Origin of the sequence: Phenylobacterium zucineum HLK1, from assembly GCF_000017265.1 — a bacterium.
GTDB lineage: Bacteria > Pseudomonadota > Alphaproteobacteria > Caulobacterales > Caulobacteraceae > Phenylobacterium > Phenylobacterium zucineum.
In genome coordinates this window covers 1,160,183-1,182,060 of the sequence record NC_011144.1, presented here as the reverse complement: position 1 = coordinate 1,182,060, position 21,878 = coordinate 1,160,183, and the positions used below count along the sequence as shown (strand labels likewise).

Sequence of the window (21,878 nt, the reverse complement as noted above, 5' to 3'; positions counted from 1 at the left end):
TCACGTCCCCCGCCGTTCGGGCGCATCCTCGTCCACGCCCAGCACAGAGGTCTGGTCCTCCACGTCCGAGGGGACGAGGCCGGGCGTCTCCACCTCGGCGTCGACGCCCGAGGCGCCGGTCATGCCCCCCGAAAGGCCCCCCGAGAGGGCCCCCGAGAGGCCCAGGGTCTCGTCGGCGGTCGCCGCCGGGCCGGCCGCATAGGTGGACGTCTCGGCCGGCGGATAGGTCGTCTCGCCCGCCGTATCCGAAAGATCGCCCGCGTAGTCGCTCGTCAGGCCCGTGGCGCTCTCGCTGGCGCGGACGAACCGGCCCAGCGCGATGCCCGCCAGCACGGCGCCGCCGATGAACGCCGCGGGATGGCGGCGGCCGAAGTCGCGCACCGCGTCCAGCAGCTCCTCGGGCTGCTTGTCCTCCAGGTTCCGGGTCAGCTTCTCCAGCCCGTCGGCCGCCTGTCCGATCAGCCGCGCGGCCGGGCTCTGGTCGGCCTGGGCCAGCTCGTCGCCGGCCCGCCGGACCGCGTTGGCGAAGTCGCCCAGGGTCTTGGTGGCCGTCTGGGTCCGCTTCTGGGCCTCGGTCCGGGCCCGTTCCTGCGCCGCCGAGGCGAAGGTCTGGGCCTCCTGCTTCAGCGCATGGCCCGCCTGGCCGATGGCCGCCTTGGCCTGGCCCTTCTTGCCCGCGCCCCGGGTGTCGCCAGAGGTGTCGGCCGAAAGGCCGCCGGTGGTGTCGATATCGGTCATGGTCGTCTCCGCAAGCCGCACGCCCGAGCAGGCGAATTCCGCGCGCGCGGCCGCGTCTGCCGGCCCCGCGCCAGAGCTAAACGCGCCCGACCGCCGATCGGTCCGGCCGCGCGGGGCGAAAACCGCAAAAATCTTCGCGAGTTCCGGCCGAAGTCTGACCGCAACCGGCAGCGCCCCCTTCCACCCCGCCCGCCCGGGCCTGTAGGGTCCGGCGCATGAAAGCCCTCATCGTCGCCGCGGCGCTCCTCGCCGCCGCTCCCGCCGCCCCGGTCCTGGCCCGCGAAGCGACCGCCGACACCGGCCCGATCTCGGCCCAGCGCATCTCCGACATCACCCGCGAGCTGGCGAGCGACGCCTACTTCGGGCGCGCGCCCGGCGGCCCGGGCGAGCAGAAGACCGTCGACTATCTGGTGGAGCAGTTCAGGGCGCTCGGCCTCGAGCCCGCCGGCGACGACGGGACCTATGTGCAGGAGGTCCAGCTCTACCGCTTCCAGACCGCCCCCGGCGGGGCCTACCGGCTCACCGCCCCCGGCCTCGACCGCACCCTCGCCACCCAGACCGACCTGCGCGTCGAGACCCAGCGCCCGACCCCGCGCATCCGCATCGAGAACGCCCCGCTGGTGTTCGTCGGTTACGGCGTCACCGCCCCCGAGCGCGGCTGGGACGACTTCAAGGGCGTGGACCTGAAGGGCAAGATCGCCGTCATCCTCATCAACGACCCCGATTTCGAGGCCAAGGCGGGCGAGCCGGTCGCCGGCAAGTTCGGCGGCAAGGCCGCCACCTACTACGCCCGCTGGACCTACAAGTACGAGGAGGCCGTGCGCCAGGGCGCCCTGGGCGCGCTGATCGTCCACGAGACCGCCGGCGCGGCCTATCCCTGGAGCACCGTGATCGCCGGCGGCGGCGAGAGCTACGACGTCGTGCGCAAGGACCCCGCCGCCGACCGCCTGCTGCTGCAGGGCTGGATGCAGCGCGACCTCGCCGTCGAGCTGTTCAAGGCCTCGGGGCTCGACTTCGAGGCCCAGAAGGCCCGCGCCCGCACCGCCGCCTTCACCCCCGTCGAGCTCAAGGGCGCCGCCTTCTCCGCCGACTACGGCAACGCGGTCGAGAAGCTGACCAGCCGCAACGTCCTGGGCGCCGTCCGTGGCTCCAGGCATCCCGACGAGACGGTCATGTACAGCTCGCACTGGGACGCTTACGGGGTCGGCGCGCCCGACGCCGAGGGCCGCACCATCCGCCCCGGCGCGCTCGACAGCGCCACGGGCGTGGCCGGGGTCATCGAGGTCGCCCGCGCCTTCAAGGCCGGCCCACGCCCCGAGCGCACCGTCCTGTTCGGCCTGTGGACCGGCGAGGAGCGGGGCCTGCTGGGGTCCGAGTTCTACGCCCAGACCATGTCCTATCCGGTGGGCAAGATGGTCGCGAGCATCGCTTTCGACACCCTCCAGCCTCTCGGCCCCACCCGCGACGTGGTGCTGATCGGCTCGGGTCAGAACCAGCTCGAGGACCTGCTGAAGGCCGCCGCCGCCAAGCGCGGCCGCACCATCACCCCCGACCCGCGCCCCGAGCGCGCGCTCAACTACCGCGCCGACCACTTCTCGTTCGGCCGCCGCGGCGTGCCGACCCTGCTGCTGATGGCCCTGGCCGGCGGGCCCGACCTCGTCGAGGGCGGCCGCGCCGCCGGCGACAGGTGGGTCGAGGACTTCACCGCCCGCTGCTATCACCAGACCTGCGACCGCTGGGAGCCGACCCACGACTACAGCGGCGCGGCGGCGGACGTGAACCTGGCCTACGAGATCGGCCTGCGGCTGGCGAACTCCCGCGCCTGGCCGGACTGGAACGAGGGCTCCGAGTTGAAGCCCATCCGCGCCGAAACGGCGGCCGCACGGCGACCCTGACGGCCCCGTTCAGCCTGGGTTCAGGGGCGGCCCCGCAGGCTTGGCGGCAAGCTCAGGAGGCCTCCCCATGCGTAAGATCCTTGCCGCCTCTCTCGCCGCCGTCACCGCCGCGGGCGCGGTCGCCGCGACCGCCGCCCCGGCCGAGGCGCGAGACTACCGCCGCCACTACCGCCACCGCGACAACGACGACGCCGCGGCCGCCGCCATCGTGGCCGGCGTCGCGGGCCTGGCGCTCGGCGCCGCCCTCGCCGGCAACAGCAACAGCCGCACCTACTACAACGACGGCTACTACGGCTCCCGCTACGGCTACGGCGCCCCCTACGGCGCGCGCTACGGCTACGACTACCGCTACGACCGGCCCTACGCCTACGCCCCGCGCGGATACGGCTACGGCTACCGGACCTGCACCGCCAAGGAGCGGTACTGGGATCCCTACGCCCGCCGCAACGTGACGGTGAAGCGCCGCTACGCCTGCTAGCGATTTCCGGGATCACGGCGGTTGACGGGGTGTTTAGTTTAAACTAAACACGTTCTCACTGTAGAACGAGTTCTCGTCACCCGGACGCAAGGCTTGGAGCCCGCCCCGCCCCTCGCCCGCCGCGTCTCACCCCTCCCCCCGAGTGCGCGGCCGCCCGGGTGACGAGCCCCACCGCGAGGCGAGTCGTCCCCCCATGCTGTCACCCGTGCGCGTGCGCTATGTGATCCGCTGGTCCCGGGTTCCGGAGGCCGTCGCCCTGACCGCCTCGGCCCTGGGCCTGCTGGCCGTCCTGCTCGGCGCGATCTAGCGCGGAAGATCGCCCGGCCGGGTCCCTCTCCGATCCCGGCCGGGCTCCTCCCCCCGTTCCCCCGTCCCCGCGGCCTAACCCACGAACAGCCAGCCGTCTCCGAGGCTCGCGAGCTGCACGCCGACCAGGGTCACCTGCGCGCCGCCGTCGATGCTGACCACCACGTCCGCGCCCACCTGGGCGGCGGTGTAGGTCGAGCCCGCCAGCAGGTTCACGCGGTCGCCCTCGGCGAAGTTGAAGTCGAGGATCCGGTCCTCGCCGGAGTCTCCCCAGGCGTGGAAGGTGTCGGCCCCTGCGCCGCCGGTCAGCGTGTCCGCGCCGCGGTCTCCCGACAGCCAGTCGTCGCCGTCGCCGCCGAGCACCACGTCCGCCCCCTGGCCGCCGCGGACGATGTCGTTCCCGGTCCCGCCCTCGGCGGTGTCGTCGCCCAGGTTGCCCAGGACCGCGTCGCCGCCCGCGTCGCCGAACAGCCGGTCGTTGCCTTGGCCGCCGACCACCCAGTCCCCGCCGTCGCCGCCGCGCACCAGGTCGTCGCCGATGTTGCCGTGGGCGTCGTCGAAGCCCGAGCCGCCGTAGATCTCGTCGGCCCCGTCCCCGCCGCGCAGGAAGTTGCTGCCCTCCGAGTCCTCGATCCGGTCGTTCCCGGCCCCGCCGAACACCCGGTCGTCGCCGAGGTCGCCGTACAGCCGGTCGTCGCCGTCGTCGCCGTTGATCAGATCGTCGCCCTGGCCGCCGCGCAGGGTGTCGGCCCCCGCCCCGCCCGAGACGCTGTCCGCGCCGGTGTTGCCGTGCACGTAGTCGTCCCCGCCGCCGGCGGTCACCGAGTCGTTCCCGGCGCCCGCCTGGAAGCTGTCGTTCGCCATGCCGAAGACGGCGATGTCGTTCCCGGCCGTGGCGACCGGCGGACCGCTCCCGCCGCCGCCGCCGCCTCCACCGCCGCCGCCGATGTCCGCGCCGTTGATGTCGGTGGTCTTGTCGTCGAAGCGCAGCCGCTCGATGTTCGACAGCCGGTCGGCGCCGTCGGTCCCCGAGACCTCCACCACCCCGCCGCCCAGGGCGGTGATGGTGTAGTCCGCGCGGTTCCCCGAGAACACGGCCACGTCCAGCGACCCCGCCCCGCCGTCGAGGGTGTCGTTCCCGTCGCCACCGTTCAGGGTGTCGTTCTCGGCCCCGGCCGCCAGGCTGTCGGCCCCCGCCCCGCCCGACAGGCTGTCGTTGCCGCCGGCCCCGATCAGGGTGTCGGCCCCGCCCGCGCCGGTCGCGTTGACCGACTCGATCGAGGTCATGCCGCCGGCGTCGAACAGGTTGTCGTCCGCATCGCCCCCGTAGGTGATGGTGTTGGGGGCCAGGCCCGTGCGCGACAGGTCGCCGGTGATCACCACCCGCTTGCCGTTGAGCACCAGCTCCTCGACGTTGGTGATGGTCAGGTCCGGGGTCCCGTCGCCGTCGAAGTCCAGCTCCATGGACGTGCCGTCGGCGCTGGGCTTGATCGTCGCGCTCATGCCGGGCGGCGGCGCGGGCGCCTCGATCACCACCTCGTCCACGCCCTCGCCGCCGTCCACGCCCGTGGCCGGGCTGTCGGGGGTCCAGGCGAAGGAATCGCCGCTGGAGCCGCCGGTGACCATCGGCGCGGGCACGTAGTCCGCATCGCCCAGGTTCGCCGCCGTCAGGCTCAGGCTGCTGGTGTTCTCCAGCCGCATGAAGTCGGTCCAGGCGTTCCCGCCGCCGTCGGCGTCGATCTGGATGACGGCGGCGTTGCCGTCCTGCACCAGCCGCATGTAGCCGTCCGCGAACGGATCCGTTCCGGGGGTCCAGCCGGTCAGGCGCGCGGCCAGGGCGTCGGTGATGTCCAGCACGTCGCCGCCGGGGCCGGCCTGGAAGTCGGTCGTGACCACCATGCCCCGCGTGGAGCCGGCCAGCGACAGGGTGTCGGCGCCCGCGCCCAGGGTGATCCGCGAGGTCTCGCCCGCCTGGGTGTCGACGCTCACCCGGTCGGCCCCGCCGCCGGCGTTGACCGTGTCGTTGCCCGAGCCGGCGTCGATGGTGTCGGCCCCGGCGCCGCCGTCGTCCAGCACCGTCGCGATCGGCCCGCCGTTGCCCACCGGGCTGCTGGTCTCCACGAGGCCGTCGCCCAGCAGCAGGTCCGCGCCCGCCCCGCCCGAGAGGGAGTCGGCGCCCGCGTGGCCCGCCAGCAGGTTGTTTCCGGCGTCGCCCGCCAGGGTGTCGCCGTGGGTCGAGCCCGACAGGTTCTCGAAGCCCGTGGCCGTGACCGTCACCCCCGCCGACGCCTGCGCGCCCGCCGTGGCCAGCGAGACGTTCACGCCGGCCGACATGTCGGTCCCGTTGCCCTCGAAGCTCAGCGTGTCGACGCCGGCGCCGCCGTCGACGGTGTGGGTCCCGTTGCCCACCTGGATGAGGTCGTTCCCGCCGCCGCCCGAGAGGCTGTCGTTCCCGGTGACGCCCGTGCCGTTCGAGCCGCCCCAGATCCAGTTGTCGCCGCCGTCGCCCGACAGGGTGTCGTTGAACGCCGTGCCCGAGACGTGCTCGATCCCGATCAGGGTGTCCGAGCCCATGCCGGTGGCCTGGGCCACGCCCTGGGTGGCCAGGTCCACCGTCACGCCCGCGGTCGCCCCGGCGCTGAACGAGACCCGGTCGATGCCCGCGCCGCCGTCCAGCACGTCGTCGCCCAGGCCGCCGGCCAGGAAGTCGTCGTCGGCCCCGCCCGAGAGCGTGTCGTTCCCGCCGGCGCCGACCAGGCCGTCGTGCCCCGCGCCGCCCGCGATGCTGTTGCCCCCCTCGTCGCCGATCAGGGTGTCCCAGAACGCCGTGCCGACGACATGCTCGACGCCGGCGATCGTGTCCTCGCCGACGAAGGCCGAGCCGTCCCAGCGCTCGCCCGTCCCGTCGGCCAGGCTCACGCGCACCGCCGCGGAGGCGGCGGAGTAGTCGACGGTGTCGTTCCCGGCGCCGCCGTCCATCGAATCCGCGCCGGCCCCGCCGATCAGCCGGTCGTCGCCGCCGCCGCCCTTCAGCGTGTCGGCCCCGTCGCCGCCGTTCAGGGTGTCGTTGTAGGTGACGGTGAAGGGCGCGCCCGAGACGATGGCGTATTCGTCGTGCACCGTGATCGCGCTGGCTTCGTCGGGGAACACCGCCCCGTCGCCCAGCAGGGTGTCGTTGCCGGCCCCGCCCGCGAGGCTGTCCGAGCCGCCCCAGCCGGCCAGGATGTTGGCCGCGCCGTCGCCGGTGAGCGTGTCCCCGCCCCAGCTCGTCCCCGAGAGGTTCTCGAAATTGCTGAGGCGCATCGCCCCGTTGCCGGTGGTCTGGGCCGCCCCCTGCAGGGCCAGCGAGACGACCAGCGGGTTCGTCAGGCTGGTGGCGTAGAAGCCCAGGGTGTCCGAGGTCCCCGCTCCGCCGTCCAGCACGTGGGCGCCGGCGCCGACGAAGACGAGATCGTTTCCGGCCCCGCCCGAGATGGACTCGGTCCCGGTGTCCAGGCCCCACAGCCAGTTGTCGCCGGCGTCGCCGGTCAGGGTGTCGTTGTACTGCGAGCCCGACAGGTGCTCGACGCCGGTCAGGGTGTCGACGCCCCAGCCGGTGTTCTGCGCCCCGGCCGCCGCCAGGCTGACGTTCACGCCGGTGGTCGCGTCACCATAGGCCGCGCGGTCGTTGCCCGCCCCGCCGTCGATGGAGTCGTCCCCGAGGCCGCCCACCAGCACGTCCACGCCGGCGCCGCCCTGCAGGGTGTCGTTCCCGTCCTGGCCGCGCAGCGTGTCGTCGTCGTCGCCGCCCTGCAGCAGGTCGCCGCCGCCCGCGCCTTGCAGCACGTCGTCGCCGGCCAGCCCGCTCAGCGTGTCCGGCCCGTTCCCGCCGTCCAGCGTGTCGTCCCCGCCCGCGCCGGTCAGGCTCTCGCCGCCGTTCGCCGAGACCACGGCGTCGTCGAACTTCAGCAGCTCGACGTTCGTCAGGGTGTCCGTCCCGTCGGGTCCCTCGACCGTGATCACGCCGTCGCCCGCGATGGCGATCGTGTAGCTGCTGCGCGCGCCGCTGAAGACCGCCGTGTCGGTCCCGCCGCCGCCGTCGATGGTGTCGTTCCCGGCGCCGCCGGTCAGGGTGTCGTCGCCTTCCACGCCTTCGGGCGAGCCGGCGAACGGCGTCAGGCTGGTGACGATCACCCCGTTCAGGGGTCCGATCTGCCCGTCGCCCCACAGGACGTCGGCGCCGCTCCCGCCCGCGAGCACGTCCGCGCCCTTCATGCCGGCCAGGGTGTTCGCGCCGCCGTCGCCCGTCAGCGTGTCGGCGCCGACCGTGCCCGACACGTTCTCGACGCCGGTCAGCGTCCAGGCGCCGCGGCCGGTGGCCTGCGCCGTGGTCTGGTTCAGGTCGACCGCGATCGCGCCCGTGATGGCGTAGGCGGTCACCAGCGTGTCCGAGCCGTCGCCGCCGTCCAGCGCATGGTCGCCGTCGCCGACCATCAGCGCATCGTCGCCCCCGCGGCCCGACAGGTCGTCGCTGCCGCCGTTGTGGCCCCACAGCCAGTTGGCCTGGTCATCGCCGGCCAGGGTGTCGTCGCCGCTCGTGCCCGAGACCGCCTCGACGTTGACGATGGTCTTCGAGCCCTGGCCCGTCGCCTGCGCCGTGGTGACCGCCAGGTCGACGTTCACCGCCGCGCCGCCGTCGAAGGCCACCCGGTCGAAGCCCGCGCCCCCGTCCACCGAGTCCGTCCCGGCGCCCAGGTAGATCAGGTCGACGCCGTCGCCGCCCTGCACCGTGTCGTTGCCGGTCCAGCCGCTCAGGAAGTCGTCGCCCGCGCCGCCGTCGATCAGGTCGTCGCCGTCGGCGCCGCTGATGTTGTCGGCCCCGCCCAGGCCGCTGAGGGTGTCGGCCCCGGCCCCGCCCGTCAGGGTGTCGTCCCCGGCCGTGCCGGTGTTGCTGGCGTTGTGGACCGGCGGGGCGATCGTCTGGTCGTCGAACTGCAGCGCCTCGACGCCGATGAGCGTGTCCGTGCCGCTGGCGCCCGCCACCGTGACCGTGCCGTCGGCGGCGGTCGTGACGGTGTAGTCCGCGAGGTCCCCGGCGAAGACCGCCGTGTCGCTCCCGGCGCCGCCCTCCAGGCGGTCGTTGCCGGCCCCGCCGATCAGGGTGTCCGCCCCGTCGCCGCCGGTCAGGGTGTCGTTGTAGGTGACGGTGAACGGCGGATCGGCGATCGGGCCGTCGTCCTCGGCGGTGGTGATCCCGCCCGCCACGTCGCCGTAGATGGCGCCGTCGCCCAGCAGCCGGTCGTTCCCGGCCCCGCCGTCCAGGCTGTCCGACCCGCCCCAGCCGGCCAGCACGTTGGCCGCCCCGTCGCCGGTCAGGGTGTCGCCCGACAGCATGTTGCCGGACAGGTTCTCGAAGCCCGACAGGGCCATCACGCCCTGCCCGGTGTCCTGCGCGCCTGTCGCGGCCAGCGAGACGCTCACCGGTCCGGTCAGGGTGTTGCTGAAGAACGACAGGCTGTCGATCCCGTCGCCGCCGTCCACCGTATGGGCGCCCCGTCCGACCGAGACCAGGTCGTCGCCCGCGGCGCCCGAGATGCTGTCCGAGCCGCCGGCGCCCCACAGCCAGTTGGCGCCGCCGTCGCCGGTGAGGGTGTCGTCGTGGTTCGAGCCGGTCAGGTGCTCGATGGAGACCAGGGTGTCGGTCCCCCAGCCGGTGTTCTGCGCCCCGGCCGCCGCCAGGCTCACGTTCACCCCGTTCGTGGCGTCGAAGTAGGACGCCCGGTCGGCGTCCGCCCCGCCGTCCAGCACGTCGTCGCCGGCCCCGCCGGTCAGCAGGTCGACGCCGGCGCCGCCCGAAAGGCTGTCGTTCCCGCCCTCCCCGCGCAGGATGTCGGCGCCGTCCTCGCCGCCGAGCGTGTCCGCCCCGTCGCCGCCCGCGACGGTGTCGTCGCCGGCGCCGGCCAGGATGCTGTCGGCCCCGCCGGTGCCCGTCAGGCTGTCCGCGCCCGCGCCGCCGTCCAGCAGCGAGCTCACCGCCACGGCGCCGTCCGAGAACTGCAGCGTCTCCACGCCTGTCAGGGTGTCGACGCCCTCCGCGCCCACGGTGTCGGTGACGGTGACCGAGCCGTCGCCGTTGACCACGATCTGGAAATCCGCCCGCGCGCCGCTGAAGACCGCCGTGTCGGCGCCGTCGCCGCCGTCGAGGGTGTCGTTCCCCTCGCCGCCCGACAGCGTATCGTCGCCGGGCGAGGCCGCCAGCAGCAGGGCCGAGACGCCGGCCGTGCCCGCGCCGTCGGTGTCCACCGAGACCACCCGGTCGCCGTAGATCCGGTCGTGGCCCGCGCCGCCCGAGAGGCTGTCGGCCCCGCCGCCGCCGGCCACCGTGTTGTCGCCGCCGTCGCCCGCCAGGGTGTCGGCGTGCCCCGACCCCGAGACGCCCTCGAAGCCGCTCGCCGTCACCGAGCCCTGGCCGGTCGCCTGCGCGCCGCCCTGGGCCGCCAGCGAGAACGCCACCCCACCGAACGTCTCGAGCGTGTTGCCGTTGAACGAGACCACGTCCAGCCCGGCGCCGCCGTCCAGCGTGTGGCTGCCGGAGCCCACCTCGACCAGGTCGTCGCCGTCCCCGCCCGAGATCAGGTCGTTCCCCTGGCCGCCGTACAGCCAGTTGGCCCCGGCGTCGCCCGTCAGGGTGTCGTCGCCGTCCGAGCCCGAGACCGCCTCGATGCCGCTCAGGACATCCATGCCCTGGCCGGTGTTCTGGGCCACGTCCTGGAGGTTCAGGTCCACCGTCACGCCCGGGTCGCCCAGGTTCGCGGCGCCGAAGTAGCTGACGCGGTCGATGCCCGCGCCGCCGTTCAGCACGTCGTCGCCGCTCCCGCCGCGGAGGAGATCGTTGCCGTCGCCGCCCAGCAGGGTGTCGTCGCCGTCGCCGCCGATCACCACATCGTGGCCGCCCCGGGCCTCCAGCCGGTTGGCCCCGCCGTCGCCCTGGAGCCGGTCCCAGCTCTCGGTGCCGATGGCGTTCTCGACGCCCGCGATCGTGTCCTCGGCGACCCAATCGCCAAGGTCCGCGTCGAACCGCGAGGCCGCGCCCCCCGCCAGGTCCACGAACACGCCCAGCGGATGGTCGGCGCTGGAGTACGCCACCGTGTCCGTCCCGGACCCGCCGTCGATGGAGTCGTTCCCCGCGCCGCCGGTCAGCCGGTCGTCGCCGCCGCCGCCCTTCAGGGTGTCGGCGCCGTTCCCGCCCTCCAGGGTGTCGTTGTAGCCGACCTCGAAATAGGGATCGGGGTCGGGCTGGACCCCGTCGTCGTCATAGGTCGTGATCGCCCCGTCGGCGTCGGGGAAGATCACGCCGTCGCCCAGCAGCGTATCGTTCCCGTCGCCCCCCGACAGGCTGTCCGAGCCGCCCCACCCGGCCAGCACGTTGGCCAGGCCGTCGCCGGTCAGGGTGTCGGCGCCCCACATCGTGCCCGACAGGTTCTCGAACCCGTTCAGGGTCATCGAGCCGTTGCCGGTCGCCTGCGCCGATCCCTGCAGCGCCAGCGAGACGACGATCGGGTGTTCGAGGCTGAGCGCGTAGAAGCCCAGCGTGTCCGAGGTCCCCGCCCCGCCGTCCAGCATGTGGTCGCCCGCGCCCACCTGCACCAGGTCGTCGCCGTCGCCGCCCGAGATGGTCTCGGTCCCGAAGTCCAGGCCCCACAGCCAGTTCGCGGCGTCGCTTCCCGTCAGCCGGTCGCTGTGGTTCGAGCCCGAGACCTGCTCGACGCCCATCAGGGTGTCCGTGCCCCAGCCGGTGGCCTGCGGGCCGCTCAGCGACAGGTCCACGGTCACGCCGCCCGTGGCGCCGGTGTAGCTGATCCGGTCGATCCCGGCCCCGCCGTCGACCGTGTCGTTTCCGTCGCCGGCGTTGATCTGATCGCGGCCGTCGCCGCCCAGGATGCTGTCGTCGCCGGCGTCCCCCCAGACGAGGTCCGCCTCGCTCCCGGCGTCGATGGAATCGTTCCCCTCGCCGCCGCGGATCATGTCCGCCCCGGCGTCGCCCGTGATCGTGTCGTCTCCGGCGCCGCCGCCCAGAGTGTCGTCCCCGCCCAGGCCAGTAACGAGGTCGGCGTCCACGCCGCCGTCGAGCACGTCCGCGTCCGCGGTTCCGTTGAATTCGGCCATGGTCCCCACCATCCGAGATCACGCGCGCGCGGACTTTCAGTCGCGGCGCACGACATTTCTGGGAGAACGCCGTTATGTTCTTTCGGCGTACTCTCCCCCCAAGGGGGTAGACGGTATTGGCGTAGGGAACCCTCTCGCTTCCCCCAAATGGGGGAGGCGCGTCAGTTTAGCGCTGCGGCGTCCAGCCGGCGGCGGATGAAGTCCGCGGCCAGCAGGATCGACTGCTTGGCCTTGGGCGTGTTCATCCGTTCCCAGACGTGGGTCTCCTCGGACCACAGGCGCACGGTCAGGTCGCCGCCGGCGTCGCGGACCTTGTCGGCCAGCCGCACGGCGTCGTCGTAGAGGATGTCCCCCTGGCTCGCGTGGATCAGCATCGGCGGGAAGCCGTCGAAGGATCCGAACAGCGGCGAGGCGACCGGGTCCGTCGCCGACAGGCCGTTGAGGTAGAACCTGGCCACCAGCGCCAGGCTCTCCATGGTGTAGGGCGAGCTGCCCATCAGCGAGGCGGCCGTGACGCTCCAGCTCTGCAGCGACAGGTCCACCCAGGGCGACAGCAGCACCACGCCCCCGGGCAGGCCGAGGCCCCGCGCGTTCGCCTGCTGCAGCGCCGAGAGCAGCACCGCCGCCCCGGCCGATTCCGCCAGGGCCACCACCGGCTCGTCGGGATAGGTCCGGCGGAACCAGGCCCAGGCCTCGACGATGTCCTCCACCGCCGCCGGACAGGGATGCTCGGGCGCAAGCCGGTAGCTGGGGGCGAAGACCTGCGCCTCGGCCGTGGCGGCGAACCGGGCCACCAGCTGGGTGATCCGCGGGCTGCGCTCGGCCACGAACGAGCCGCCGTGGACGTAGAAGACGTGGCCCCGCGGCTTGGCGGCCTTGGGGGCGAACCACTCCGACGGCGCCGGCGGCGAGGACAGCACGCCCGGGCCCGCCACGCGGATCGCCTCGGCCTCCATCATCGGCAGGATCGGGGCGTCGAACCGCTCGTGGATGCGCCGCTGGCGCTCCACGTAGGCCAGGAACGCCTCCGGACCCGCCGCGTGCGCCCGCACCGCCTGGCGCATGGAGCGGGTGACCAGCCACTGCATCGTCTTGTTCGCCGCGCGCCGCGCCAGAGACTTCAGCGCCGCTTCGCCGGGGCGGTCCATGATCTGGACGCCCCCCAGGCCAGCAAAGGGCTGGCCAACCCCCACCGAAACGCTCATTACTCGGTCCTGAACACTTACCCCGTGGGCGACCATGAGCGATGATGACGCGTTCGACCAGCGTTTGTTGAAGTCGGCGACCGCCTATTCGAAGCTCTATCCCAGCATAGGCGCTCGCCTGAAGGCGGCCTACGAGTCGGGCCATCCGCTGGCGCGCGAGGCCGCCCGCGCCATCCGCGCCGCCGCCGAGCGGGCCGACGGCGCCCGCGCCCAGCACCTGCGCGACGTCCACGGCCTCTCCCCTCAGGAGACCCGCATCGTCCTGCATCTGGTGGACGGCGGGGCGGTCTCCAGCGCCGCCCTCGCCCTGGGCGTCGCCGAGAGCACGATCCGCAGCCACCTCAAGTCCACCTTCGCCAAGACCGGCGTCCGCCGCCAGGCCGACCTGCGCTCGCTGCTGCCCGGCGGCTGAACTCCCCCATCTGGGGGAAGCGCGGGACCGCGCGGTTTCCCTACCCTGCGCCGCGGGGGGAGTTGCATCCATGCCGCGTCTGTTCACCGCGACCGACCGGCCGCCGGCCCGGGGCGGCGGCGCGAGCCGCGTCGTCGTCCGCTGGCGGCGGCTGGCCGAGACGCTGGCGCTGGCCGCCTCGCTCGCCGGCCTGGCCGCCGTGCTCCTCGGCGCGCTCTAGCGCGCCCACTTCCTCGGGGCGCGCTCTAGCGCGCCCAGCGCCTCGCGGCGCGCAACCCTCGCGCGATTGACCGGCTTCCGGTCGCATAACAAGTTACGCTTCAGGGGGGGGTAAGCGTAATGAGTCCGTGGCTTGGAGGCGTGGTTCCGGGGCGGACGGGCGTCGTCCGCGGCGGCGGATGATCGCCAACGACGAACACTGGACGGCGGTCGCCGACCTCTTCGCCGCGGCCGCGCTGGACGGCTCCTGGCCCGTCGCGCTCGAAGGCCTGGCGGACGCCTGCGGGGCCGAACGCGGCGAACTGATCGGCGTCGGCGCCGACCGCGCCGTCCCCTTCAACTGGATGACCCGCATGGACCCGTCCGGGCTGGACGAGTTCGTCGGCATGGGCGGAGGCGATCCGGCGCGCAATCCGCGGGTGCGGATGGGCCTGCGCGCGCCGCTCCTGGCCAGCTGGCACGACGTCCGCTGCGCCACCGAGGACGAACTGCGCCGCAACTTCGACTACGCCGACTACTGCCGTCGCTGGGACATCCCCTACGGCAGCCAGTCGACCCTCATGCGCGACGACGGCATGCTCATCGGCCTGGCCGTGCTGCGGGGCGAGCGCCGCGGCGTGCCGCAGGCCGAGGACCGCCGCGCCTTCGAGTCTCTGGTCGGCCAAGTCCGGGCGGCCGTGCGGACCCAGATCACGCTCGAGGGCCAGGGGCCCGCCCTCCTGGCCGGCGCGCTCGAGTCGGCGGGCGTGGCCGCCTTCGTCTGCGACGGCGCCGGCCGCGCCCGCGCCCACACGCCGGCCGCCGAGGGGGCGCTGCGCCGGGGCCTGCTCCGGCTGCGGGGCGGGCGTCTGGACGCCGCCAGGGACGAGGACGGCCGGGCGCTGGAGGCCGCCGTCCTGCGCGCGGCCCGTGGGACGGCGCCGCGTCCGCTGTTGCAGACGCTCGTGCTCCGCGCCCCCGGCGATCCGGCGGCCTTCGAGGTCGTCGACGTCGCCGCGCTGCCGCTCCGTCCCCACGGCCTGGGCTTCGAACCGCGCGCCCTGGTCATCGTCCGCGGGGCGCGCCGCGACGACCAGCTGCCGGAGCTGCTGCGCCAGGTCTTCGGCCTCTCCCCGGCCGAGGCCGACATCGCCGTCCGCCTGGCCCGCGGCGAGTCCCGCGAGGCCGTCGCCGCCCGGCGCGGCGTGTCGCTCGAGACGGTCCGCAGCCAGGTGAAGGCGCTCTTCGCCAAGCTCGACATCGGCCGCGAGGGCGAGCTCGCCGCCCGGCTCGACCGGCTGCGCTAGCTCATCCAGCGGCGCGGGTGCCGCCAGCCCAGTTCGCGCACCTCGCCCGCCGCCAGGCCCAGGGTCCGCATCCGCGCCAGGGTCAGCGGGTTGACCGCCTGCACCGGCTCCAGCCCGCCCACCGGGCTCGTCGCGACGCGGCCGGCGGCGATCGCCCTGTCCACGGCCCGCCACTGGGCCTGGTCCCGGTCCGCGAGGCCCACGGCGTAGTAGTGGCGGAGCGGCCGCGGCTCGCCCTCCACCTCGATCATCACGCCCACCAGCCATCCGGCGGTGATGCTCGCTGCGTTCGCGGCCTGCTGCATGCCCGCTAGTTAGCCCGGCCGCGCGCCCGGGCAAGCACCCTTGCAGATTCCGCCGCGCGAAACCCGCCGGCTTAACCGAGGCCGACCTTTCCGCGCGCCGCGTCCTGAACCGCAAAGCTTGGCCGTAGCCGGCTTCGACTGGCCGGCGCCCCCCCCGACGTCTGGCGTCCGCCCCGCCTTAACGGCGGTTAGCCACGTCCGTCAGCGTTACCTTAGCTTCTCGGCGCCACATTCCGGACGTATTCGGGCGAGGTCCCGGCCGCGCCCGCCGAAGGAGCTTGCCGTGAGCGACGCCCAAGGCCCTGCCCGCCGGTTGCGGGTCCTGCACGTGGACGACGACGCCATGAACCTGCGCGTGGTCCAGGAGATCCTCGAGGCGTTCGGCCACTCGGCCGTGATGGCCGCCTCCGGCGACGAGGCGCTCGAGCACCTCTCGCGCGAGGCCTTCGACGTGGTGCTGATGGACATCCACATGCCCGGCATGACCGGCGTCGAGGCGGTCCGCCGCCTGCGCGCCTCGGCCGGGCCCGGCCGCGACACCCCGGTGATCGCCGTCACCGCCGACGTCCTGTCGCGCCGGCCGCAGGAGTACGTGGCCCTGGGCTTCAACGACTTCGTCGCCAAGCCCATCCTGGTCTCGGGGCTGATGGCCTCGGTCACCCGCGCCGCGGCCGCCCGCGCCACGCCGCTCTCCCGCGCGAGCTGAACCCGCGAAGGCCGCTCCTAGTCCGCGTCGGCCTCCACCGGCGGGGCCGCGATCGGCTGCGGCGCGCCCGACAGCGCGTCCTCCAGCGCCTGCCGGTCGAGCTGCCCTTCCCAGCGGCTGACCACCAGGGTCGCCACCGCATTGCCGACGAAGTTGGTCAGCGCCCGGCACTCGCTCATGAACCGGTCGACGCCCAGGATCAGCGCCATCCCCGCCACCGGCACGCTGGGCACGACCGACAGCGTCGCGGCCAGGGTGATGAACCCGGCCCCCGTGACGCCCGCCGCCCCCTTCGAGCTCAGCATCGCCACCGCCAGCAGCAGCAGCTGTTCGCCCAGCGGCAGGTCGATCCCCACCGCCTGGGCGATGAACAGGGCCGCCAGGGTCATGTAGATGTTCGTGCCGTCGAGGTTGAAGCTGTAGCCGGTGGGCACCACCAGCCCGACCACCGTCTTGGGCGCCCCGGCCCGCTCCATCTTCTCGAGCAGGCTGGGCAGCGCCGCCTCCGAGGACGAGGTCCCCAGCACCAGCAGCAGCTCCTCCTTCAGGTAGCGGATCAGCCGCAGGATCGAGAAGCCGTGCAGCCGGGCGATCGCCCCCAGCACCACCAGCACGAAGATCAGCGAGGTGGCGTAGAACGTGCCCACCAGGGCCGCCAGGTTGACGATGCTCTCCAGCCCGTACCGGCCCACCGTGAAGGCGAACGCCCCCAGCGCCCCGATGGGCGCCGCCCGCATGAAGATCGCCACCAGCCGGAAGAACGCCTCGGCCACGGCGTTCAGCACCGCCAGCGCCGGCTCGCCCCGCTCGCCGATCATCGCCAGCGCCAGGCCGAACGGGATCGAGAAGAACAGCACCTGCAGGATGTTGCCGCTGACGAAGGCCCCGGCGACCGTCGCGGGGATGATGTCCATCAGGAAGCCGGTGATGGTCATCTCGTGCGACTTGGCCGCGTAGTCCTGCACCGCCCCGGCGTCGAGGGTGGCCGGGTCGACGTTCATCCCGGCGCCCGGCTGGACCACATTGGCCACCACCAGCCCCACCACCAGGGCGAAGCTGGACACCACGATGAAGTAGCCGAACGCCTTGGCCGCCACCCCGCCCACCTTGCCGATGTCGCGCATGCCGGCGATGCCCGTGGTGACGGTCAGGAAGATCACCGGGGCGATGATCATCTTCACCAGCTTGATGAAGGCGTCGCCCAGCGGCTTCAGCGCCTCGCCGGTCTCCGGCCAGAAGTGGCCGATCGCCCCGCCGACGGCGATCGCCACCAGCACCTGCACATAGAGCTGGTTCCAGATCGGCGTGCGCCTGATGGGCGCCGCCGCGCCGGCCGCCGGTAGTGTCGCCAAGTGTCGTCCCCCAACTTCCTCGCGGCGAGGCTATAAGGGTCCGCCGGCCCCAGAACCAGCCGCGGCCTCAGAACCAGTCGAGATCCGTGCGCCGCCCGCCGATCACCACCGCCTTCAGCCGCGCCTTGCCGTCGCGCCCCACCGAGACGACCGCCAGCGGCGTCTCCCCGTCCGGCGTCCCTTCGGCGCCCCGGACCAGCGCCGCCTCCATCCGCTCGGCCTGATCCTGCTCGGCGTGGAAGCGGTCCACGCCCAGGTCCAGCACCGCCGTCATGTCGGGCTCCATCTGGGCCCCCTCCGGGCCCGGCCGCCCGCGCGGCAGGCAGGTGAGCCGTCCCCGCACCGCCACCGGGCCCAGCCGCTCGGCGCCCGCCCGGCTGTCCGCGAATCCCGCCGCCCGGTGGCGCCCGCCCGCCGGGACAAGCGCGATCCATCCCCTGATCCGCGACCGCGGGTCGCCCTCGGCGCCGGGCGGACAGGCGCTGTCCCCGGCCGGCCGGTCCTGGATCTGGAACTGCAGGTAGTGCCCGCTCAGCAGGCTGCGGGGATCGTAGGCCTCGATGGCCAGCCGCACCTCCCGGCCCTGCGCCCGGGCCACGCCCTCGCGCACGACGAGGCCGATCAGCGCCAGGGCCAGCAGCCCCGCCGCCGTCACGATCCGCGCGGGCGTCCCGAACCTCACGCCGCCCGCCCCCGCTTCAGCAGCAGCGCCACGACGAGGGCCGCCACGGCGCAGACGGCGAACACCGCCGCCGAGGTCATCAGCCCGACCCCCAGGTTGAACAGCAGGCTCGCCCCCGCCGCGAACAGGCCGACCACCCCGGCCCCGGTCACCGCCGCGTGCCGGTCGTGCCGGCCCAGGACCAGGACCGCGGCCGCGAGCGCCAGCCAGGCGACCGCGTGCGGCACGCCCCGGAAGGCCTCGCCCAGGCCGGCGGCCCCGAACCAGATCAGCGCGCCCCACGTCCACCAGCCGTAGAGCGGGCTCGCCACGCCCTCGCGGCCGTCCCGCAGACCGCGTGCAACCAGCGCCAGCGCCGCCAGCACGGCCGCCGCCGCGAGGAACAGCGCTTCCGGATGGCGCGGCGCGATCTGCGTCAGCGACAGGACCGCCGCGATCGAGGCGATCCCCGCGGCGTGCGCCAGCGGCGTCGAGCGCCAGGCCAGCGCCGTGGCCGCCCCCAGCGGCGCGGCCCAGACCAGCCAGCCGGGCCAGCGCGGCGCGCCCTCGAACCAGCCGCTCCCGCTCATGTCGCCAAGGCCGATGAACAGCAGCGCCACCGCCGCCGGCCAGGGCGAACGGCCGGCCAGCGCCAGCAGGGCGGCGGCCAGGCCCGCGCCCCGCAGCGCCGCCTGCGCATCGCCCGTCAGGTCGAAGATCTGCCCGGTCAGCCCGATGGCCGCCCCGAACACGATGGCCGCCACGGCCAGCAGCGCGTGCGTCGTGACTGTCCGCTCCCGCGCGCTGGCCCATGCCGCGCCGCCGGCCGACGCCAGGAAGACGCCCAGGATCAGCCCGAAGCGCACGATGCGGGGAATCGCCGACCAGTTGGCCGCCACGAAGGCCACGGCCGCCGCCGCGGCCAGCAGGGCGCCCAGCACCGCCAGGGTCGTCGCCGCGTCCAGCCGGCGGGCCTCGCCCAGGTCGGCCAGGATCGCCTCGCGGCTGGCCGCCGGCACCAGACCCCTGCCGATCCAGCCGTCCAGGTCGCGCTCCAGGCGCCGTCGGTAGCTCGCCATCCGGGCCTCCCCGCGGCGAGGGTGCCCCAGCTTCCCCGCAGGGGCAACGCGGCGGGGAGACGGAGCGGACTCCACCGGGAATTGCAGGAACCGGTTTGCCGCCGCCGACAGCGGCCCGGCGTACCCGGCCTTCCACTCGCCCCGCGCGCGCCTCGCCGCCGCTCGCCCGTCTTCCCTTGGCGATACGGCGTACGGCAAAGCCTTGTTGACGCCGCCGATTCCATCCCCGATCTTCGAAACCAAGCGCCACAAAGGTGCGATCGAAGAACCGGCTTGGGGGAACGTCCTGATGATTTCCAGAAAGACTCTAATGCTGTCTTGCGCCCTGATGGCGCTGGGCGGCGGCGCGGCGCAGGCTCAGACCGTCATCGAAGAGCTCGTGGTCACCGCCGAAAAGCGCGAGCAGTCCCTGCAGGACGTGCCCGTCGCGGTCTCCGCCTTCACCGACGAGCGCCGCGAGATGGTCGGCATCAACTCGGTGCAGGACCTGACCAACTTCACGCCGGGCCTGGCCTATTCGACCAACAACGACCGCATCAACATGCGGGGCATCGGCCGCTTCACGAACAACCGCTCCTCCGAGGGCGGCGTGGCCATGTACAACGACGGCGTCTACACCTCGTCGGTGACGGCCTTCGCGCGCTCGACGCTGTTCATCGACCGCACCGAGGCCCTGCGCGGGCCCCAGGGCACCCTCTACGGCCGCAACTCGATCGGCGGCGCGCTGAACATCATCTCCAAGCGGCCCACCGACGACTTCTACGCCGAAGTGCGCGCCGGTATGGGCAACTACGACACCTGGATGACCGAGGCGGCGATCTCGGGCCCGCTGGTGGGGAACATCCGCGGCCGCCTCGCCGGCTCCTACAACTCGCAGGGCGAGGGGTACTTCACGAACCTCAATCCGAACGGCAAGTCCGAGGGCGGCCGCGGCGACCAGTGGCAGGTCGAGGGCCAGCTCGACGGCGAGCTGGGCGACGGCAAGCTCGAGTGGTGGCTGAAGGTCGACAGCGCCGAGTGGCACAACCTGGGCCGCGGCCCGGGCGGGCGCACCACCATCACCTACGGCCTGCGCGACGTCACCTCGCCGCTTCAGGCGGCCCTGACGCCCAACTCCGCCGCGCTGGGCCTGCCGCTGGGCCTGCCGGGCAACCAGTGCCAGTTCTGCTTCGACACCGACGACGGCAACTACATCAGCCTCGAGAACAACGGCTACGCGTTCAACGCCACGCTGCACCTCGACAGCTTCGATGTGAAGTACATCGCCGGCTACACCTACTACGACTACCGGCTGCAGACCGACCTCGACGCCACCTCGCGCCAGGCGCCCTTCCAGCTGCCGGTCAGCACCCAGCCCTACTATCCGCGGCGCAACAACCAGTACCAGGAAGAGGTCTGGTGGTTCTCGAACGAGATCAACATCGCCTCGACCTACGACAGCCCGCTCCAGTGGCTGATCGGCGCCTACCAGTTCCGCGAAGGGTCCAACTACACCCTCTCGGACGCCCGCCATCCGGACGATGCGCGGTTCGAGAACCCCACCCTGTTCTCGCTTAATCCGGCGACCCAGCTCATTCCGGCCGCCCCGAACCCCGAGCGGCGCTACGCCTACGGCAGCTCCGAGAACCGCAGCGAGTCCTACGCGGTCTTCGGCCAGGCCGACTGGCAGTTCACCGACGAGCTGAAGTTCACCGCCGGCTTGCGCTACACCTATGACCGCAAGCGCTCGTTCGAGAGCGCGCGGCTGTTCTGCCTCTACACGGCCACCTGCCCGATCTCGCGGGTCACGGGCCGTCCGGTGGACGTGACGGCAGTGGCCGCGCCGGGGACCAGCACCGATCCGGCCGTCTACCTGCCCGCCTTCACCGATCCCACGACGGGCCTGCGCCACCGCGGCCTGAAGTACGACTGGAGCGGCATCACCGGCACCCTGGGCGTCGACTGGCAGCCCGATCCGGACACCCTGGCCTATGCGAAGTACACCCGCGGCTACAAGGCGGGCGGCTTCAACTCGGGCACCACGACCCTGACGCCGAACGTCACGACCCAGGAAGAGACCATCGACGCCTACGAGGTCGGCCTGAAGAAGACCTTCGGCGGGACCTTCCAGGCCAACGCCTCGGCCTTCCTCTACGACTACCAGGACATCCAGGTGCCGATCACGGGCCGCGACCCGGTGACCGACCTGAACGTCACCCGCTTCTTCAACATGCCGAAGGCGCGGATCGTCGGCTTCGAGCTGGAGACCATCTGGCAGCCGATCGACAACCTGCAGATCCTGGCCAACTACTCCTACCTGAACGCCGAGCTGAAGGAGGCCTGCTGCTTCCAGGATCCGGAGGACCCGCGCGGCCTGCAGCCGGGCGTGGTGCTGGCCGGCAACACCGCCGCGGCGCTCGCCAGCCCGACGGCGGGCCTCAACCAGGACCTCGACGGGGCCAAGCTGCCCTCGTCCACGCCGCACCGCGTGACGTTCAACGTCAACTACACCTGGGAATTCGACGTCGGCGAGCTGTCGGCCTCGCTGACCCACGTGTGGAAGGACAAGACCTACTATTCGATCTTCAACCGCTACTACAACGAAGGGAAGGCGTGGCATCAGACCGACGCGCGCCTGCTCTGGAACGACATCGACGACCGCTACACGCTGATCGCCTACGTGAAGAACATCTTCGAGCAGGAAGGCGTCGCCGGCGCCGACGGCTCGCGGATCAACACCGGTCCGAACACCGGCTTCATCAACCGCACCATCTCGTACGTGCCCCCGCGCACCTACGGCGTGGAGCTGCAGTACCGGTTCTAGGCCCCGGCTTCGGCCAGGAGAGCAACGACCGCCCCGGCCCCACGGCCGGGGCGTTTTCGTCTGTCCCCCCACCCCCCTCCCCCCTCGGGGGAGGGGGACCGCGATAGCGGTGGAGGGGGCCCGCCCCACGCTCCGAGCTAGGTTGCAGGCCCCCGTCGACGCCCGCCCCCCTCCTCCCCCGTCGGGGGAGGGGGACCGCGACAGCGGTGGAGGGGGCCGGCCCACGCTCCGAGCCCCCGGCAAGCCCCCACCACCATGCTGCGCATGGTCCCCCTCCCCCGATGGGGG

Annotated in this window: 14 protein-coding genes; 7 read left to right on the top strand and 7 right to left on the bottom strand. The window is 73.3% G+C overall.

The window, feature by feature from the left end:
- Positions 1-738, bottom strand: a complete 738-nt coding sequence (locus PHZ_RS21525) for a hypothetical protein (protein ID WP_012521608.1) — start codon at positions 736-738, stop codon at positions 1-3.
- Positions 739-953: 215 nt separating this feature from the next.
- Here PHZ_RS21525 and PHZ_RS05745 point away from each other — a divergent pair, with 215 nt between their 5' ends.
- Positions 954-2,633, top strand: coding sequence for a M28 family metallopeptidase (locus PHZ_RS05745; protein WP_012521607.1), 1,680 nt, complete (start codon positions 954-956; stop codon positions 2,631-2,633).
- Positions 2,634-2,700: 67 nt separating this feature from the next.
- A complete protein-coding gene (locus PHZ_RS05740; protein WP_012521606.1) occupies positions 2,701-3,111 on the top strand; it encodes a hypothetical protein in 411 nt (136 codons plus the stop codon).
- A 381-nt stretch (positions 3,112-3,492) separates the two neighbouring features.
- On the opposite strand, the gene PHZ_RS23540 is transcribed toward PHZ_RS05740, so the two are convergent.
- Both PHZ_RS23540 and PHZ_RS05730 read right to left on the bottom strand, forming a co-directional pair.
- Positions 3,493-11,562: a type I secretion C-terminal target domain-containing protein gene (locus PHZ_RS23540; protein ID WP_187149102.1), complete on the bottom strand. Its 8,070-nt coding sequence runs from the start codon at positions 11,560-11,562 to the stop codon at positions 3,493-3,495.
- A gap of 161 nt (positions 11,563-11,723) precedes the next feature.
- Complete coding sequence (locus PHZ_RS05730; protein WP_041373267.1) at positions 11,724-12,767, bottom strand: alpha/beta hydrolase; 1,044 nt, start codon at positions 12,765-12,767, stop codon at positions 11,724-11,726.
- A 34-nt stretch (positions 12,768-12,801) separates the two neighbouring features.
- On the opposite strand from PHZ_RS05730, the gene PHZ_RS05725 reads away from it, so the two are divergent.
- The 3 genes from PHZ_RS05725 (at position 12,802) to PHZ_RS05720 (ending at position 14,684) form a co-directional block, all read left to right on the top strand.
- Entirely contained in the window at positions 12,802-13,179 is a 378-nt protein-coding gene (locus tag PHZ_RS05725) for a helix-turn-helix transcriptional regulator (RefSeq protein ID WP_012521603.1), read from the top strand.
- 70 nt (positions 13,180-13,249) lie between these two features.
- Positions 13,250-13,399 (top strand): hypothetical protein, encoded by a 150-nt coding sequence (locus PHZ_RS23025; protein ID WP_183281137.1) that lies wholly within the window; start codon positions 13,250-13,252, stop codon positions 13,397-13,399.
- Positions 13,400-13,577: 178 nt separating this feature from the next.
- The gene (locus PHZ_RS05720; protein ID WP_012521602.1) at positions 13,578-14,684 is read left to right on the top strand and encodes a helix-turn-helix transcriptional regulator; all 1,107 of its coding nucleotides are present in this window, start codon (positions 13,578-13,580) and stop codon (positions 14,682-14,684) included.
- Here the strand turns inward: PHZ_RS05720 and PHZ_RS05715 are convergent.
- Positions 14,681-14,989 (bottom strand): hypothetical protein, encoded by a 309-nt coding sequence (locus tag PHZ_RS05715; protein WP_041373265.1) that lies wholly within the window; start codon positions 14,987-14,989, stop codon positions 14,681-14,683. The two genes, PHZ_RS05720 and PHZ_RS05715, sit on opposite strands and share 4 nt — an antisense overlap.
- A gap of 283 nt (positions 14,990-15,272) precedes the next feature.
- Between PHZ_RS05715 and PHZ_RS05710 the strand changes: the two genes are divergently transcribed.
- On the top strand, positions 15,273-15,695 hold the full coding sequence (locus tag PHZ_RS05710; RefSeq protein WP_041373264.1) for a response regulator: 423 nt from the start codon (positions 15,273-15,275) through the stop codon (positions 15,693-15,695).
- A 17-nt stretch (positions 15,696-15,712) separates the two neighbouring features.
- On the opposite strand, the gene PHZ_RS05705 is transcribed toward PHZ_RS05710, so the two are convergent.
- From PHZ_RS05705 to PHZ_RS05695, 3 genes are all read right to left on the bottom strand, one after another.
- Positions 15,713-17,047, bottom strand: a complete 1,335-nt coding sequence (locus PHZ_RS05705; protein ID WP_012521600.1) for a dicarboxylate/amino acid:cation symporter — start codon at positions 17,045-17,047, stop codon at positions 15,713-15,715.
- 67 nt (positions 17,048-17,114) lie between these two features.
- A complete protein-coding gene (locus PHZ_RS05700; RefSeq protein ID WP_012521599.1) occupies positions 17,115-17,729 on the bottom strand; it encodes a GDYXXLXY domain-containing protein in 615 nt (204 codons plus the stop codon).
- The gene (locus PHZ_RS05695) at positions 17,726-18,787 is read right to left on the bottom strand and encodes a DUF2157 domain-containing protein (protein WP_012521598.1); all 1,062 of its coding nucleotides are present in this window, start codon (positions 18,785-18,787) and stop codon (positions 17,726-17,728) included. The genes PHZ_RS05700 and PHZ_RS05695 overlap by 4 nt, the downstream gene beginning before the upstream one ends.
- Positions 18,788-19,097: 310 nt before the next feature.
- Between PHZ_RS05695 and PHZ_RS05690 the strand changes: the two genes are divergently transcribed.
- On the top strand, positions 19,098-21,590 hold the full coding sequence (locus PHZ_RS05690) for a TonB-dependent receptor (protein ID WP_041373263.1): 2,493 nt from the start codon (positions 19,098-19,100) through the stop codon (positions 21,588-21,590).
- Positions 21,591-21,878: the final 288 nt, after the last annotated feature.

Bases quoted from the DNA above. Each gene is read 5' to 3' on its own strand.
- PHZ_RS21525 (WP_012521608.1), bottom strand. From the start codon at position 738: ATGACCGATATCGACACCACCGGCGGCCTTTCGGCCGACACCTCTGGC.
- PHZ_RS05745 (WP_012521607.1), top strand. From the start codon at position 954: ATGAAAGCCCTCATCGTCGCCGCGGCGCTCCTCGCCGCCGCTCCCGCC.
- PHZ_RS05740 (WP_012521606.1), top strand. From the start codon at position 2,701: ATGCGTAAGATCCTTGCCGCCTCTCTCGCCGCCGTCACCGCCGCGGGC.
- PHZ_RS23540 (WP_187149102.1), bottom strand. From the start codon at position 11,562: ATGGCCGAATTCAACGGAACCGCGGACGCGGACGTGCTCGACGGCGGC.
- PHZ_RS05730 (WP_041373267.1), bottom strand. From the start codon at position 12,767: ATGAGCGTTTCGGTGGGGGTTGGCCAGCCCTTTGCTGGCCTGGGGGGC.
- PHZ_RS05725 (WP_012521603.1), top strand. From the start codon at position 12,802: ATGAGCGATGATGACGCGTTCGACCAGCGTTTGTTGAAGTCGGCGACC.
- PHZ_RS23025 (WP_183281137.1), top strand. From the start codon at position 13,250: ATGCCGCGTCTGTTCACCGCGACCGACCGGCCGCCGGCCCGGGGCGGC.
- PHZ_RS05720 (WP_012521602.1), top strand. From the start codon at position 13,578: ATGATCGCCAACGACGAACACTGGACGGCGGTCGCCGACCTCTTCGCC.
- PHZ_RS05715 (WP_041373265.1), bottom strand. From the start codon at position 14,989: ATGCAGCAGGCCGCGAACGCAGCGAGCATCACCGCCGGATGGCTGGTG.
- PHZ_RS05695 (WP_012521598.1), bottom strand. From the start codon at position 18,787: ATGGCGAGCTACCGACGGCGCCTGGAGCGCGACCTGGACGGCTGGATC.
- PHZ_RS05690 (WP_041373263.1), top strand. From the start codon at position 19,098: ATGCTGTCTTGCGCCCTGATGGCGCTGGGCGGCGGCGCGGCGCAGGCT.